Raw genomic sequence first — 14,578 nt, forward strand, 5'->3', positions numbered from 1 at the left:
CTCGGCAACTCTGTTGAGGCAATCTCATGACAGGCAAGATCAAACCAATCTCGATCTGTCTCGCGGGCGCCCGACCGCAAGGTACGACCGCCGTGCTTCCACGTCAGTTGCGCGAAACGGAAATGCAACGCCAGCGGTCGCCACGCCTCCATTAGACGTCCGTGTAGCAGCCAGTCCCCCGGCTTCCGTCGGGTTTGGTGAAGTGCGTGCGTGCATTCACGACACCGATGTCTCCAAGGACCCTGATCTGGATGTCGCTGCCGGAAATCTCGGTGACCGGCGACTTCCGGGCGACTTGCCGCAGGAAGCCGGCGCGGTCGAGGACGGTCCCGTCCGGGGATTACGGTGACGCTGGGATTACGGTGACGCTGCACCAAACAAAGCCCCCTCCGCCGCCCGTATCCCAGCTCTGCTGAAACTGCCCGTCGTGCCACTCTGCCGCACCCATTCCCCTTGTGCCGTCGGGCAAATCACCTGCACATTTCCGGCCGTCCCGTGCTCATCGAAGAGGGGCGTTCGCGAGTCGTCACGAGCGTTGGGTGTGGGATGCGATGGCCGGGTCGGAGTTGCAGCGCGCATTCGCGAGCGGACGAACAACTTCGATACGGACGGTGAAGTCGCGTGGTCCCGACCTCCCGATGCTGAGGTCAAGCTCGCTGATGTGCGTCAGTGCATCGCGGGTGATGGGGGCAACAAAGCCCGGTCCCCAGGGAGAGCGCGTATAAGTCGTAAAGCCATTGCGCAGGGAGGGCCGGGTGTGTTCGGCCAGACCTCTGGTGACTGCCGCCACCATTCTTTTTCTGCAGGCGGGCCACGGGCGCGGCCAGCGCCCGGCCTTCCCTGCGCCCTCGATTTCCGGAGAGGGCGGTGCTGCAGCAGAGCTCGGACGCAAATTGCGCCGCGAGGCCGACGACGTGCATCTGCGCGTGGCCTGTGGTCCCGAGGCGTCGCCGAAGATCATGTTTGGGGAAGAATGCCCTGGTGCTGCCGGACAGGATTGAACTGTCGACCTCTCCCTTACCAAGGGAGTGCTCTACCACTGAGCTACGGCAGCAAAGGGACTGGCGGGGACCGGCCCGAAAGCCGCGACCGAACGCGGGCGGTTCTTGCCACAAGGTCCCCGCCTGCGCAAGCGCGGCTCGCCCGGTTTTCCGGGAAAGACGTCAGCGTGATGTATCGAAACGGAGCGAAAGACCTCCGAATCGGAGCGAAATCGCCCGTTCGCGGCGGATTTTCGCGGTTGGTCGCCCTTGGCGTCCCCAATGCCCGGGGCGCGGCGGCAACTCCCCATCCGGGCAGGCGACGGCCGGCCGGGCGGAACCTAGCGTCTGCGTCGCCAACGCCTCTTGGCTTTCGCACCTGCGGCCCCAATTGTGCCTCTGGTATGGGGTGACCGGGGGAAGGGATGACGGATAAGACCGGGAAGGCGGCGCCGAAGGGTGCGCGCGAGGAGCGGCTGAAGCAGGCGCTGCGCGAGAACCTGAAGCGGCGCAAGGCGCAGAGCCGCGAGCGCAGCCAGGCGGTGACGGTCGAGAAGGACGGCTTGGACGAGGCCGCTGCCGACGGCCGGGACGATTCGAAGCATTGAGCAGATGGCAGGCGGGGTGGGCGTGATGGCAGCGGATGAAGGGATGACGGCGGATGCGGCGGCACAACGGGCGGAGCTCGCGAAGACGCTGCCGCGCTTCGACCAGACTTTTCCGGAGCTGACGCCCCAGGAGATCGCGCGCCTGCGCGGCTTCGGCGAGATCCAGACCTATCGTGACGGCGAGCTGCTGTTCGAGACCGGCAAGCCCGGCCCCGGCATGTTCGTCATCCTCAAAGGCCATGTCGCGATCACCCAGCGTGACGGCCTCGGTCACGTCACCCCGGTGATCGACCAGGGGCCAGGGCAGTTTCTGGCCGAGATCGCCCAGCTCTCCGGCCGCGTCGCGCTGGTCGATGGCCATGCCGAGGGCGACGTCGAGGTCATCCTGATTCGCCCCGAACGGTTGCGCGCGCTGTTGATCGCCGAGGCCGAGCTCGGTGAGCGCATCATGCGGGCGCTGATCCTGCGCCGTGTGAATCTCATTCAGGGCGGCGCCGGCGGCCCGGTCATGATCGGGCCGCCGCAATCGGCGGCGATCGCGCGGCTGCAGAGCTTCCTCACCCGCAACGGCTTTCCGCACCATCTGCTCGATCCCGCCGTCGATCACGACGCCGCCGACCTGATCGCGCGCTATTCGCCGACCCCGGCCGAGCTGCCGCTGGTGGTGGTGTCCGACGGCAGCGTGCTGCGCAATCCCAGCGAGACCGAGCTGGCGCGTGCCGTCGGGATGATCGGCGGGCCGCGCGGCGAGAAGATCTACGATGTCGCGGTCGTCGGCTGCGGGCCGGCGGGCCTTGCCACGGCGGTGTATGGCGCCTCCGAAGGTCTTTCCGTCGCGGTGCTGGACTCGCGTGCGTTCGGCGGCCAGGCCGGCGCCAGCGCGCGCATCGAGAACTATTTCGGCTTCCCGACCGGCATCACCGGCCTCGCGCTGACCGCGCGCGCCTTCAACCAGGCGCAGAAGTTCGGCGCCGAGATCATGATCCCGGTGTCGGTCAATGCGCTCGACTGCGAGCGCAAGGCCGGCGCCTTCGTGCTGGCGCTCGAGGGCGGCGACGAGGTGCGGGCGCGCTCGGTGGTGGTCGCCAGCGGCGCGCGCTATCGCCGGCCTGATCTTGCCCGGCTCAAGGAGTTCGAGGGGCGCGGCGTGTGGTACTGGGCCTCGCCGATCGAGGCGCGGCTGTGCGCGGGGCAGGAGGTCGCCCTCGTCGGCGGCGGCAATTCCGCGGGGCAGGCCGCGGTGTTTCTGTCGGGGCACGTCAAGAAGGTGCGGATGATCATCCGTGGCGGCGGGTTGGCCGCGTCGATGTCGCGCTATCTCATCGAGCGCATCGAGGCGACGCCGAACATCGAGCTGTTGTTCAACACCGAGGTCGTCGCGCTCGATGGCGGGGCCGACACCGGCCTCGAACGCATCACCTTGAAGAGCCGGCTGTCCGGCGAAGAGACGCCGGCCGACATCAGCAATCTGTTTCTGTTCGTCGGCGCCGATCCCGCCACCGGCTGGCTCGACGGCTGCGGCATCACGCTCGACCGTGCCGGCTTCGTCGTCACCGGCGCGCAGTCGGAGCAGAATGCCGGGCGGATGGTGTCGCCGCTCGAGACCTCGGTGCCCGGCGTCTATGCGGTCGGCGACGTCCGCTCCGGCTCGGTCAAGCGCGTCGGCGGTGCGATCGGCGAGGGGGCCCAGGTCGTCGCCGCGCTGCACGGGTTTCTGGCCGATGCGCTGGTCCCGCCGGTCTGATTCGCGCCTTTCCGCCGCGGGGGCCGTACCGTCAGGGGATGAATTCCCGGCGGCTGCGACCTGCCGTTGCGAACTCATCAAATCGCCGTAATGTCGGTCCTGTTGCGCCGACCTTAGCCCAATTTCCCGGCCAGCCCAGCAGGACCAGCATGGATCGCATTCGCATCGTCGGCGGCAACCCGCTTCACGGCATCATCCCGATTTCGGGCGCGAAGAACGCTGCGCTGCCGCTGATGATCGCGGGTCTTTTGACGCCGGAGACGCTGATCCTGGACAACGTCCCCCGCCTCGCCGACGTCGCGCAGCTGCAGCGCATCCTCGGCAATCACGGCGTGGACATCATGGCCGTCGGCAAGCGTCCCGGTGACGGCCAGTATCAGGGCCAGACGCTGCAGATCTCGGCGGCCAACATCATCGACACCACGGCGCCCTATGAACTGGTGTCGCGGATGCGCGCCAGCTTCTGGGTGATCGCGCCGCTGCTCGCGCGCATGCACGAGGCGCGGGTGTCGTTGCCGGGCGGCTGCGCCATCGGCACGCGGCCGGTCGACCTCCTGATCATGGCACTGGAAAAGCTCGGCGCCAGCATCGAGATCGATGCCGGCTATGTCGTCGCCAAGGCGCCGGGCGGCCTGCGCGGCGGCACGATCGATTTTCCCAAGGTCACCGTCGGCGGCACCCATGTCGCGGTCATGGCCGCGAGCCTCGCCAAGGGCGCGACCGTCATCACCAACGCCGCCTGCGAGCCGGAGATCACCGATCTCGCCGACTGCCTCAACAAGATGGGCGCGCGCATCACCGGCGCCGGCACGCCACGCATCGAGATCGAGGGCGTGGCGTCGCTGCACGGCGCGCGTCACACCGTGCTGCCCGACCGCATCGAGGCCGGCACCTATGCGATCGCCGCGGCGATGACCGGCGGCGATGTCCGGCTCGCCGGCGCGCGGCCGGAGCTGTTGCAGTCCGCGCTCGACGTGCTGACCGAGGCCGGCGCCGAGATCTCGAGCGACGCCGAGGGCATCCGTGTCGTCAGAAACGGCCACGGCATCCGCCCGGTGCAGGTGACGACCGCGCCGTTCCCCGGTTTTCCGACCGACCTGCAGGCCCAGCTGATGGCGCTGATGGTCTGCGCGCAGGGCGCCTCGGCAATCACCGAGACCATCTTCGAGAACCGATTCATGCATGTGCAGGAACTCGCACGGTTCGGCGCGCGTATCAGTCTCGACGGCGAGACCGCGCGGATCGAGGGCACCTCTCATTTGCGCGGCGCGCCCGTGATGGCGACCGATCTGCGCGCCTCGGTGTCGCTGGTCATTGCCGGGCTTGCTGCGGAAGGCGAAACCATGATCAATCGCGTCTACCATCTCGATCGCGGCTTCGAGCGGCTGGAGGACAAGCTGAAGGCCTGCGGCGCCACGATCGAGCGCATCCGCGAGTGAAGGCGCTGCCAAGAGGATGAGACCGTGACCGACCGGCTCAAACTGATCGCGCTCGATGCCGACGATCTCGCCGTCATCTCCGCCCATGTACAGGACGCGCGGGTGCAGGCGGCCGACATCATCTGGCGCCAGGCCGAGAAGCGGCTGGTGATCGGCATGAACCGGCTCGACTGGGATCAGGCCCTGCATGGTGAGAGCGAGCCGCGCCGGCTGCTCGCGGCGTTGCGGTTCGACCGGGTGCTGGCCTGCAAGTCGCGCCGCATCGACCTCGCCGCGCCTGACGCCGTGCTGGAGCTGATCGGCATCGAATTCCATGCCGGCGCCGAGCCGCCCGCCGGCAGCGCGCTGCTGCTGTTCTCCCATGGCGGCGCATTACGGCTCGATGTCGAATGTCTGGAATGCGAGCTGACCGATCTTGGCGAGGACGATCTCGGCACCAGCGATATCGATGGCGGTCCGCCGCTGACCGGGTAGGCGCCGGTTCAAAGGGTTGACGGCCCCGCGCTGCCGCGCCATTGAGCAGGGGGTCGGGGGCAGCCACCCCTTCGGAAAGTGCCAGAGATGCCCATTCGCCTGTCCCGCGCCAGCACCGATTTCGACACTCAGTTTCGGCAGTTTCTCGCCGCCAAGCGCGAGACCTCCGCCGACGTCGAAGCCGCCGCCCGCGCCATCGTCGACGACGTCGCCCGGCGCGGCGATGCGGCGCTGCTCGAGGCGACGCGCAAGTTCGACCGGCTGGAGCTCGATGCCTCCTCGCTGCGCGTGACGGCCGCCGAGATCGAGGCCGCCTTCAAGGCCTGTGACGCCGCGACCTTGGATGCGCTGAAATTCGCCCGCGGCCGCATCGAGGCCTTTCATCTCAAGCAGCTGCCGGCCGACCAGCGCTTCACCGACGAAGCCGGCGTCGAGCTCGGCTGGTGCTGGAGCGCGATCGAATCCGCCGGTCTCTACGTCCCCGGCGGCACCGCGGCCTATCCGTCCTCGGTGCTGATGAATGCCATTCCCGCCAAGGTCGCCGGCGTCGACCGGCTCGTGATGGTGGTGCCGACGCCGGACGGCAAGCTCAATCCGCTGGTGCTGGCCGCCGCCCATCTCGGCGGCGTCTCCGAGATCTACCGCGTCGGCGGCGCCCAGGCCGTGGCCGCGCTGGCGCATGGCACCGCGACGATCGCCCCGGTCGCCAAGATCGTCGGCCCGGGCAACGCCTATGTCGCCGCCGCCAAGCGGCTGGTGTTCGGCAAGGTCGGCATCGACATGATCGCCGGCCCCTCCGAGGTGCTGGTCATCGCCGACGACAGCGGCAATGCCGACTGGATCGCCGCCGATCTGCTCGCCCAGGCCGAGCATGACGCCAGCGCGCAATCGATCCTGATCACCGACAGCCGCCGCCTGGCCGATGATGTCGCCCGCGCCGTCGAGGGCCAGCTCAAGACCCTGCCGCGTGCCGCGATCGCCGGCGCGTCGTGGGCCGATTTCGGCGCCATCATCGAGGTGGATTATCTCGACCAGGCCGTGCCGCTGGCGGACGCCATCGCCGCCGAGCATCTGGAGATCATGACGGCCGATCCCGACGCGTTCGCGGCCCGTGTCCGCAATGCCGGCGCCATCTTCCTGGGCGCGCACACGCCGGAGGCGATCGGCGACTATGTCGGCGGCTCCAATCACGTGCTGCCGACCGCGCGCTCGGCGCGGTTCTCCTCAGGTCTCGGTGTGCTCGACTTCATGAAGCGCACGTCGCTGTTGAAATGCGGTCCCGAGCAGTTGCGCGCGCTGGGGCCAGCGGCAATGACTCTGGGCAAGGCCGAGGGTCTCGACGCCCATTCACGCTCCGTGGGAATACGCCTCAATCTGCCATGACCCAGCACCCGCCAGGCGACGACCGGACCAATCGCATCGTGGCGGTGACGCTCGACGAGGAGTCGATCGGCCGCTCCGGTCCGGACATCGAGCATGAGCGGGCGATCGCGATCTACGACCTGGTCGAGGAGAACCTGTTCGCGCCCGAAGGCGCCGACGGCGCCGGTCCCTTCACCCTGCATCTCGGTATCACCGCCAACCGGCTGATGTTCGACATCCGCAAGGAGGACGGCACGCCGGTGGTGACGCATCTGTTGTCGCTGTCGCCGTTCCGGCGGATCGTGAAGGACTACTTCATGATCTGCGACAGCTACTACCAGGCGATCCGCACCGCGACCCCCGACAAGATCGAGGCCATCGACATGGGCCGGCGCGGCATCCACGACGAGGGCTCGCGCACCTTGCAGGAGCGGCTGAAGGGCAAGGTGCGGGTCGATTTCGAGACCTCGCGCCGGCTGTTCACTTTGATCACGGTGCTGCACTGGAAGGGCGAGGGCCAGTGATGCCGCGGGCCGCCACGCGCGCGTCCCAGCTTTCGGCCAAGGGCGCCTAGGCGCATGGCCGAGGGGCCGCCGCGCGCGCGCCAGCCGCAGGCGGTGCTGTTCGCCTGCGGCCAGAACAGCGTGCGCTCGCCGATGGCCGAGAGCCTGCTGCGCCAGATGTATCCGCAGGCGCTCTATGTCCGCTCCGCCGGCGTCAAGAAGGGTGAGCTCGACCCGTTCGCGGTGTCTGTCATGGCCGAGCTCGGCCAGGACATCTCGCAGCACAAGCCGACCACCTTCGAGGAGCTCGAGGACTGGGAGGGGCTGAATTTCGACCTCATCATCACCCTCTCGCCCGAGGCCCATCACAAGGCCCTGGAGCTGACCCGCACCATCGCCGCCGACGTCGAATACTGGCCGACGCCCGACCCGACCGGCACCGACGGCAATCGCGAGCAGAAGCTCGCGGCCTATCGCGAGGTCTGCGACGGGCTGTTCACGCGGATCCGCAAGCGTTTCGGCAAGCCCGGTCCGGCGGGCCTGTAGGTTCCCGGTTCCACCGCAGGTGTCATCGAACCGAAATACCAACGTCGTCCCCCGCTCAAATTCGCGCCGTAGAGCAGGCCCGTCGCAGCCTTGTCGCAGCCTTCGGGTTGTGGAATGACAGCCCTTCCGATAGGTTCCGCGCGCACGCCCCGCCGCTTCCGAATCCCCCAGCGAAATCAGCATGCTCGGCCGTCCCAAAATCGTTCTTGCATCCGGCTCGCCGCGGCGTCTGGCGCTGCTCAACCAGGCCGGCATCGAGCCCGATGCGCTGCGCCCCGCCGACGTCGACGAGACGCCGAAGCGTGGCGAGCTGCCGCGCGCCTGCGCCAATCGGCTGGCCCGCGCCAAGGCCGATGCCGCGCTCAAATCCGTCCAGCTCGACGACGAGCTGCGCGGCGCCTTCATCATCTCCGCCGACACCGTGGTCGCGGTCGGTCGCCGCATCCTGCCGAAGGCCAATCTGGTCGACGAGGCCTCGCAGTGCCTGCGCCTCCTGTCCGGCCGCAACCACCGCGTCTACACCGCGATCACGCTGGTGACGCCGAAGGAGGCGTTCCGCCAGCGCCTGGTCGAGACCCGCGTCCGCTTCAAGCGGCTCAGCGAGGACGACATCCAGGCCTATATCGGCTCCGGCGAATGGCGGGGGAAGGCCGGCGGCTATGCCGTGCAGGGCATCGCCGGCTCGTTCGTGGTCAAGATGGTCGGCTCCTACACCAACGTCGTCGGCCTGCCGCTCTACGAGACCACGACGCTGCTCGCCGGCGAGGGTTTTCCGATCCGCTTCGGCTGGCTCAACACCGTCGGCGTCTGACGCCATCCTTGAGGAGGTGCATCGCGCGTCGCGGGCGCCTAGATAGCGGCCATGTCCCAAGAATCGACCCGTTCGACCAGCTCCCCATCCGCCGCCTCCGCCAAGCCCGCCGGCCGCTGTCCGATCTGCCGCCGGCCCGCAACCGCGGCCGTCCGCCCATTCTGCTCGCCGCGCTGCCGCGACGTCGACCTGCATCGCTGGCTCAGCGGCTCCTATGTCATCCCGGCCACCGAGGGCGACGAGGACGACGTCGAATAGGGCCGTGTTTTCATGGCTTTGCCCCAGCGCAGCCGGCCGTCCGGCGACGGTCCCGGGGCCTTCCGCGCAACTGCGAAAGGAATGTGAAAACTTCGCCTCAGGGCGGTAGACAGCGCCGCCCGCTCTGACTATAACCCGCCGGCTCGCCGGGCTTTTTTGCCCTTCACGAGACCTGCCCAGGTAGCTCAGTTGGTAGAGCATGCGACTGAAAATCGCAGTGTCGGTGGTTCGATTCCGCCCCTGGGCACCACGCTTCGCCGCTTTGCGGCTACGCGTGGCGCTTCCGAACTACGCTCCATGACCCGCAAAGCGGTGAAGCGTGCCCGGCGAAGCCACTTGGCGAAGCCGGGCGTTTGAGCCCCTTTGCTCGCGCCTGAGCCGCGCCCTCTGATCCCAATCAACCCTGTCAAACAGCCTGCCGCGCGTAGCAGCTCACGCCCATGCGCCCGCAACCTCGCGACCTTTCGGCCCGAGCTCTGTTGCAGTTGGCGTCCTCATCAGATGAGAGGGCGCAGGGAAGGCCGAGTGCCGACTGGCACCCATGGCCCCCGTGCGAAAGAAATGCACGGGGCAGGAACCACAGGCTCAGCCGGAAACAACCCGGCCTTCCCTGCGCGATGGGTTGAACGGCTGCTCCGTGCTCTCCCAGGGGACCGGGCTTGCTTGCCCCCGTCATCGGCATCGTCGCCGACCAAGACACCAGCGTCGGGGTGTCGGGACCACACGGCTTGACCGTCCGCGATACGACGTTCGTCCGCACCTCCATTGAGATGCTGCGTCGGCCCGCGGCCACCACTCCCCGCCGCAACGTCCCGTGACGATCGCGATACGCCCCTCTCAGTGCGGGCGGGATGGCGGGAAATGTGGAGGTGATTTGCCCGACGGCGCAAGGGGAATCAGCACGACGGGCAGTCTGTGCAGAGCTGGGATACGCTGGCCGACATACGAGTTGGCAGAAACAGCGCGAGCAGCTCGGAGACATCGCCATTGTTTGACGTATGTATCATTAAATGATACATACGTTGGCACATGATCAGAAGCTTCCGCGACAAGATCACCGAGGCTGTCTTCGACGGCGAGAACCCGAAGGGCTTTCCGTCGGATCTGTCAAAAGTGGCCCGCCGGAAGCTGCGTTACCTCAACGCTGCAGCCGATCTCCGCGACTTGCGATCGCCTCCGGGCAATCGGCTGGAGGCGCTGACGGGGGATCGTCAGGGGCAGCATTCGATTCGCATCAATGATCAATTTCGGGTGTGCTTCGTTTGGACGGCGGAAGGTCCGGCGGACGTCGAGGTCGTGGACTATCACTAAGAGGCACTGCAATGACCAAGAAGCTGAAACCCATGCATCCCGGTGAGGTTCTGCGGGAGGAGTTCCTCGATCCTCTCGGGATCTCCGCGGGCGCTCTCGCCAAGGTGTGTGGCCTGCCGCGGACACGAATCGAGCGGATCGCGAGCGAGCAGAACGGCATCACCGCCGACACCGCGCTTCGGCTCGCCAAGGCGCTCGACACGACGCCCGAGCTTTGGCTCAACCTGCAGACGGACTATGACGTCCAGATCGCGAAGCGCGACCTCGGCAAGACTCTCGACCGGATCGAGACGGTGAACAAGCCGCGAGCGGCGTGACCGGGCCACGGCCGCCGAGCGGTCGCGCACTGCGGCCCGGAGTTTCATGCAGCGTCACCGTAATGCGCAGCTTGAAACTCGCGAGAGCGCGGGTGCTATCAAAACGAAAATCAAAGACGCAATCTCACCCGAGCATCACGACACGCGAACTGACGAAGATGATTGAGGGAGTTTCGACCGTCACGATGTCAGCAATCAGGTCCAAGTTCAGGGCGGACCTCAAACGACCAAGAGAACGAGGCGTGCCGGTGTGCATGTAACGTCGAATTCGTTACCAAGTGTGCACTCCGGAATCACGGTGATTTCCTGAATGCCCTTCTTTTTTGTTGCATGCACGGCCACACTTTGGACACGGCTCTCCGCACCTTATCTCAGGAAACTCCTTCTTGGTTTGTTTCTTTGCAGTGGAGGCCTTCTTGGTAGCGGAGGTCTTCTTTGTAGCGAGGCCGCGTTTGACGTTCCTTTTGGTTGAATTCTTCATTTCAAATACTCTTCATTATTATCGTTGCAACTTTAAGTTCAATTTTGCATTCGCGTATTGATGTAGGTCAATATTTGTCGGGGCAGGGCTAGACGTCGATGTGATCTTTCTCACAGCCCGCCACGCGATGGCGCGTCAATGTCGTCCCATGTGGTCCTGGCACGCCGAACACGCGAGGTGATGACATGCGCTGGAGTGACTCAGCCAAGGGATTTGCGGTCGTTCTGGTGGTGACCGTCGCGGGGTACGTGTCCACGACCTATGTCGACCACCGGTTTGCCGCGCTTGACGCATCCGCGGATGCGACAACGAACCCGCCTCCGACATCCTCCGCTTGCGTCGGCGAAGATGGGCGCTGGCACAATTGGCCGTGGGCGAACGTGCCGATGCTCTCGCCGGCGTGTCGGCAGAATCGATAGCACGTGGCGGATGAGCGGAGCGTCATCCGCTATGCGGGATCATCGATGTCGGCCTGGACCGTCGGCCGCAAGCTCGATGAGCAACCCCTCGCCGATCAAGCTGGTTCACGGCAGGAACGAGCTTCCGCCAGGAATGAGCGCCGACGACTGTTGGCAAGCAGCGTAAGCTGGCGGATGACGCTTCGCTCATCCGCCCTACGAACTACGAACGGTCGGACTCTTTCTGACTCAAAGTCTCAGGCATCCCACGGCCGACCGCGAATCCGCCTTTGACTCCAGGTTGTCGAAGTGATCATCTTCTCCATTGACGGGAGAGGCGGGCTCCAGCCAATCACACGCACCCAGGGAGGCGATGATGAACGGCAACAACAACAAGCTCGTGGCGGAGGCGATCGGGACGTTCTGGCTGACATTCGGCGGTTGCGGCAGTGCGGTGATCGCGGCCGGCGTGCCGGATGTCGGGATCGGGATGCTCGGCGTGGCGCTGGCGTTCGGGCTCACCGTGGTGACCATGGCCTATGCGATCGGGCACATCTCGGGCTGCCATCTCAATCCGGCTGTCACCGTGGGACTGGCGTGTGGCGGGCGGTTCCCAACCGGGCTGATCGTGCCCTACATCATCGCGCAGGTGGTCGGCGCCATCGTTGGCGCGGCCGTGCTGTATGCGATCGCCAGCGGGGCGCCGGACTTCAGCACGGCGAGCGGCTTTGCCGCCAATGGCTATGCGGAGCATTCGCCCGGCAGATATGGGCTCGGGGCCTGCCTGCTCAGCGAGGTCGTGCTGACGATGATGTTCCTGTTCGTGATCATGGGCGCGACCCATGGCAAGGCGCCGGTGGGATTTGCGCCGCTGGCGATCGGGCTGGCGCTGACGCTCATTCACCTCATCAGCATCCACGTCACCAACACCTCGGTGAACCCGGCGCGCAGCACCGGGCCGGCGCTGTTCGTCGGCGGCTGGGCGCTGGCGCAGCTCTGGCTGTTCTGGGTGGCGCCGCTGCTCGGCGGCGCGGCCGGCGGCTTCATCTATCGCTGGCTGAGCCCGGAGCCGGCCGGCGAGGTGACCGGCGAGCGGACGGGGCAGGGCGCGGTCGCGAAAAGCGCCTAGGAGATCTCCTCACGCAGTTGGATCGGGCCGCGTCACGGCGTGGCCCGTTGCCGCGGTCGCGCCGCTCTTGATCGCCGCCGGCTCTGTTGGATAATGCGCGCCTTGTCAGCGTGCACGATTTTGCAGGTGTCGTGATGAGCCGGAGGAACAACGAGCCGCTGTCCGATCGGGTGGCGAGGGCGGCCGAGGCGCTGCTGGCCGAGGAGCATCATGTCAGCGTCGTCGACCTGTTCTGCGACCTCGGCTGGCTCGATGCGTCGCTGCTGGAGCAGTGGCGGCGCGGGCAGGTTGGGTCGCTGGAGGAGGTCACACGCTCCGGACTCCCGCGCATCAGGGAGGCGATGACGCATGTTCGTGCCTGGGCGCTCGCCAAGGGGCTGAGCCCGAGCGAGACCGCCTATGTCGCACAGACGCCAAGCCGGCAGCCGCTGCGGTTCAGCCGCAGCAATGATCCGGGACTCGAGGCGCTGTTTCGGACGCATTGGGTCTCCTCTCAGCTCTCCGAGAAGAAGTACGCGCGTGTTGCGGCGAAGGCTAGCCGGGCGCCGGAGCTGGTGGCGATCGCGCCGGCGCGGGACGGCTGGAGCTGTCATCGCTGCGGCGGGACCGGCGATGTCCTCATGATGGAGGATGGCGGTCCGGCGTGTCTCTCATGCGTCGGTCTCGGCGATCTCGTGTTTCTGCCCGCCGGCAACGCGCTGCTGTCGCGGAGGGCCAAGGCGAAGAGCAAACGCCATGCGGTCGTGGTGCGCTTCAGCCGGACGCGCGGGCGCTATGAGCGGCAGGGGCTGCTGGTGGAGCCAGGGGTGCTGGCCGAGCTGGGTCAGGACACCGCGTGAGCACGGCGCAGGACGCGCTGTCGGTCGTCTCCATGATCTCGCCGTGCTACGATGCTCGTCGTCCGCAGGGGCATCCGGTCCGCCCGCTCCGGCGTTCTGCAGCGACAGGTGAGGGCCGCAATGTTCGTCGACTTGCCCGGCCACTGGCCGCATGATCCGAAGCCGGAGCCGCCGAAGCGACGGCTGTCGCCGCGGCGTGAAAAGCTGCTGCTCGTGCTGATCGGCTTCAACATGATGCTGCTTATGGTCGCGCCTATTGGCGGTGCCACGCTGATCCACTGGCTAGTCGCCGTATTCTCGCGCTGACGCGGGAGACGCCGGGCTATCGAGGCCGGCCTACACCTTCATGTCGATCACGGTGCGGCTCATCTCGTCGCTCGCCTTCAGCACTTTCGCGTTCGCGGCGAAGCTGTATTTGGCGACGAGCTGGCTGATCATCTCCTGCGCGAGATCGACATTGGGCGCGGCGACGAGGCCATCCTTGTTGGCGAACGGCGCGGTGGGATCGTAGCTCGCGGACGTACCCGAGCTCGAACGCGCGATGGTCGTCTGCGTGCCGCCGCCGGCGACGTCGCTCTGCACCAGCTCGAGCGGGTCGTAGGCCTTCGGCGCGCCGGCCGGCAGCGTGCCGTCGGCATTGGGCAGCGCGCCCGTGCTCCTGGCATTGGCGACGTTCGAGGCGGACACCTCGAGCCGGCGCGAGGCGGCTTGCATGCCGGAGACTGCGATGGTGGCGGTGGGACTCATGGCGGCGCTTGCTGATGATGTGATGCGCCAGCTAAGCCCGCGGCGCACCAAGCAAGTGTCAAGACCGCCGATGAGACTCGAGCGTCCGGCTCAAGGTTTTGTTCACCATCACGAACTCAACGCGGCCGGCTCGGATCGTCGCGCAGCAGCGCCAAGGCGCTGGGCACATCCCCGGCTGCCGAGACGAGCACATATTCGCCGCGTGCCGCGTGGACGCCGCCGGTGACCACGACCGCCCGCTTCGGACAGAGGCCGAAGCAGCTCGTCGCGATGACGCGGGCGGGCTTCTCGCCTGCGCGGTTGCCGGGGCTGTCGTGGGATTCCAGCGCGTGCTTGAGGGCCTTCTTCAAGGCCTTGTTCAATGCTTTGGGGTCATCGCTGCGCTTCAGGCAATTGCGGCAGACGAACATCGGAGCGGCGCGGTGGGGGCGGACGAGAGAGGGGAGGGCCATGCTTCCGAGCTAAGCGGCCAGCCGAGCCGCCGCATCCCTCGGGGATGCGCAGCCGTCGTGCGCCGAGCGAGGATCCGCGACGCTGGGCGCAACCTGCCGAGATTGGGCTATTGCCCACGATCAGAGCATATGATCTGGTCTGGATGACCCTGCCGCGTTCCTCCTGGGGATGGTGGCGC

17 protein-coding genes, 2 tRNA genes and 1 pseudogene are annotated in these 14,578 nt (G+C 66.9%); 16 read left to right on the top strand and 4 right to left on the bottom strand.

The window, feature by feature from the left end; translation table 11 throughout:
- Positions 1 to 151: 151 nt before the first annotated feature.
- Positions 152 to 325: pseudogene (locus ACQR13_RS18040) on the bottom strand (nuclear transport factor 2 family protein); the annotation flags it as partial.
- 451 nt (positions 326 to 776) lie between these two features.
- Between ACQR13_RS18040 and ACQR13_RS18045 the strand changes: the two are divergent.
- Complete coding sequence (locus ACQR13_RS18045; protein WP_434863047.1) at positions 777 to 1,001, top strand: hypothetical protein; 225 nt, start codon at positions 777 to 779, stop codon at positions 999 to 1,001.
- On the opposite strand, the gene ACQR13_RS18050 is transcribed toward ACQR13_RS18045, so the two are convergent.
- Positions 980 to 1,054, bottom strand: a tRNA-Thr gene (locus ACQR13_RS18050). The two genes, ACQR13_RS18045 and ACQR13_RS18050, sit on opposite strands and share 22 nt — an antisense overlap.
- Before the next feature lie 351 nt (positions 1,055 to 1,405).
- Between ACQR13_RS18050 and ACQR13_RS18055 the strand changes: the two genes are divergently transcribed.
- The 15 genes from ACQR13_RS18055 (at position 1,406) to ACQR13_RS18125 (ending at position 13,506) form a co-directional block, all read left to right on the top strand.
- A complete protein-coding gene (locus tag ACQR13_RS18055; protein WP_316165560.1) occupies positions 1,406 to 1,588 on the top strand; it encodes a hypothetical protein in 183 nt (60 codons plus the stop codon).
- 43 nt (positions 1,589 to 1,631) lie between these two features.
- Positions 1,632 to 3,332, top strand: a complete 1,701-nt coding sequence (locus tag ACQR13_RS18060; RefSeq protein ID WP_410052261.1) for an FAD-dependent oxidoreductase — start codon at positions 1,632 to 1,634, stop codon at positions 3,330 to 3,332.
- 149 nt (positions 3,333 to 3,481) lie between these two features.
- On the top strand, positions 3,482 to 4,771 hold the full coding sequence (murA, locus tag ACQR13_RS18065; protein ID WP_316226730.1) for a UDP-N-acetylglucosamine 1-carboxyvinyltransferase: 1,290 nt from the start codon (positions 3,482 to 3,484) through the stop codon (positions 4,769 to 4,771).
- Positions 4,772 to 4,795: 24 nt separating this feature from the next.
- On the top strand, positions 4,796 to 5,245 hold the full coding sequence (locus ACQR13_RS18070; protein ID WP_315717871.1) for a DUF2948 family protein: 450 nt from the start codon (positions 4,796 to 4,798) through the stop codon (positions 5,243 to 5,245).
- Positions 5,246 to 5,332: 87 nt separating this feature from the next.
- Positions 5,333 to 6,628, top strand: coding sequence for a histidinol dehydrogenase (gene hisD, locus ACQR13_RS18075; RefSeq protein ID WP_434863048.1), 1,296 nt, complete (start codon positions 5,333 to 5,335; stop codon positions 6,626 to 6,628).
- Positions 6,625 to 7,131, top strand: a complete 507-nt coding sequence (locus ACQR13_RS18080; RefSeq protein ID WP_315717869.1) for a UPF0262 family protein — start codon at positions 6,625 to 6,627, stop codon at positions 7,129 to 7,131. The genes hisD and ACQR13_RS18080 overlap by 4 nt, the downstream gene beginning before the upstream one ends.
- A gap of 54 nt (positions 7,132 to 7,185) precedes the next feature.
- Entirely contained in the window at positions 7,186 to 7,656 is a 471-nt protein-coding gene (locus tag ACQR13_RS18085) for a low molecular weight phosphatase family protein (RefSeq protein WP_315717868.1), read from the top strand.
- A gap of 181 nt (positions 7,657 to 7,837) precedes the next feature.
- Complete coding sequence (locus ACQR13_RS18090) at positions 7,838 to 8,467, top strand: Maf-like protein (protein ID WP_006613056.1); 630 nt, start codon at positions 7,838 to 7,840, stop codon at positions 8,465 to 8,467.
- Positions 8,468 to 8,518: 51 nt separating this feature from the next.
- Positions 8,519 to 8,725 carry a DNA gyrase inhibitor YacG gene (yacG, locus tag ACQR13_RS18095; protein ID WP_434863049.1) on the top strand — a complete coding sequence of 69 codons (207 nt, stop codon included), beginning with the start codon at positions 8,519 to 8,521 and terminating at the stop codon, positions 8,723 to 8,725.
- A 174-nt stretch (positions 8,726 to 8,899) separates the two neighbouring features.
- Positions 8,900 to 8,975: transfer RNA gene (locus ACQR13_RS18100), tRNA-Phe, on the top strand.
- 779 nt (positions 8,976 to 9,754) lie between these two features.
- Positions 9,755 to 10,036 carry a type II toxin-antitoxin system RelE/ParE family toxin gene (locus ACQR13_RS18105; protein ID WP_315751358.1) on the top strand — a complete coding sequence of 94 codons (282 nt, stop codon included), beginning with the start codon at positions 9,755 to 9,757 and terminating at the stop codon, positions 10,034 to 10,036.
- A gap of 11 nt (positions 10,037 to 10,047) precedes the next feature.
- The gene (locus ACQR13_RS18110; RefSeq protein WP_315751360.1) at positions 10,048 to 10,353 is read left to right on the top strand and encodes a HigA family addiction module antitoxin; all 306 of its coding nucleotides are present in this window, start codon (positions 10,048 to 10,050) and stop codon (positions 10,351 to 10,353) included.
- Positions 10,354 to 11,608: 1,255 nt separating this feature from the next.
- Complete coding sequence (gene aqpZ / locus ACQR13_RS18115) at positions 11,609 to 12,361, top strand: aquaporin Z (protein ID WP_315716346.1); 753 nt, start codon at positions 11,609 to 11,611, stop codon at positions 12,359 to 12,361.
- Positions 12,362 to 12,495: 134 nt separating this feature from the next.
- Positions 12,496 to 13,200 (top strand): hypothetical protein, encoded by a 705-nt coding sequence (locus ACQR13_RS18120; RefSeq protein ID WP_315751362.1) that lies wholly within the window; start codon positions 12,496 to 12,498, stop codon positions 13,198 to 13,200.
- A 120-nt stretch (positions 13,201 to 13,320) separates the two neighbouring features.
- Positions 13,321 to 13,506, top strand: coding sequence for a hypothetical protein (locus tag ACQR13_RS18125; protein ID WP_315751364.1), 186 nt, complete (start codon positions 13,321 to 13,323; stop codon positions 13,504 to 13,506).
- Between the two features lie 30 nt (positions 13,507 to 13,536).
- Here ACQR13_RS18125 and ACQR13_RS18130 read toward each other — a convergent pair whose 3' ends face one another.
- Both ACQR13_RS18130 and ACQR13_RS18135 read right to left on the bottom strand, forming a co-directional pair.
- Positions 13,537 to 13,947 (bottom strand): flagellar basal body rod protein FlgC, encoded by a 411-nt coding sequence (locus ACQR13_RS18130; protein ID WP_316170753.1) that lies wholly within the window; start codon positions 13,945 to 13,947, stop codon positions 13,537 to 13,539.
- Positions 13,948 to 14,063: 116 nt separating this feature from the next.
- Positions 14,064 to 14,399: a hypothetical protein gene (locus ACQR13_RS18135; protein ID WP_316170754.1), complete on the bottom strand. Its 336-nt coding sequence runs from the start codon at positions 14,397 to 14,399 to the stop codon at positions 14,064 to 14,066.
- Positions 14,400 to 14,578 lie beyond the last annotated feature (179 nt).

Origin of the sequence: Bradyrhizobium sp. HKCCYLRH3059 (assembly GCF_051168035.1) — a bacterium.
Classification (GTDB): Bacteria; Pseudomonadota; Alphaproteobacteria; order Rhizobiales; family Xanthobacteraceae; genus Bradyrhizobium.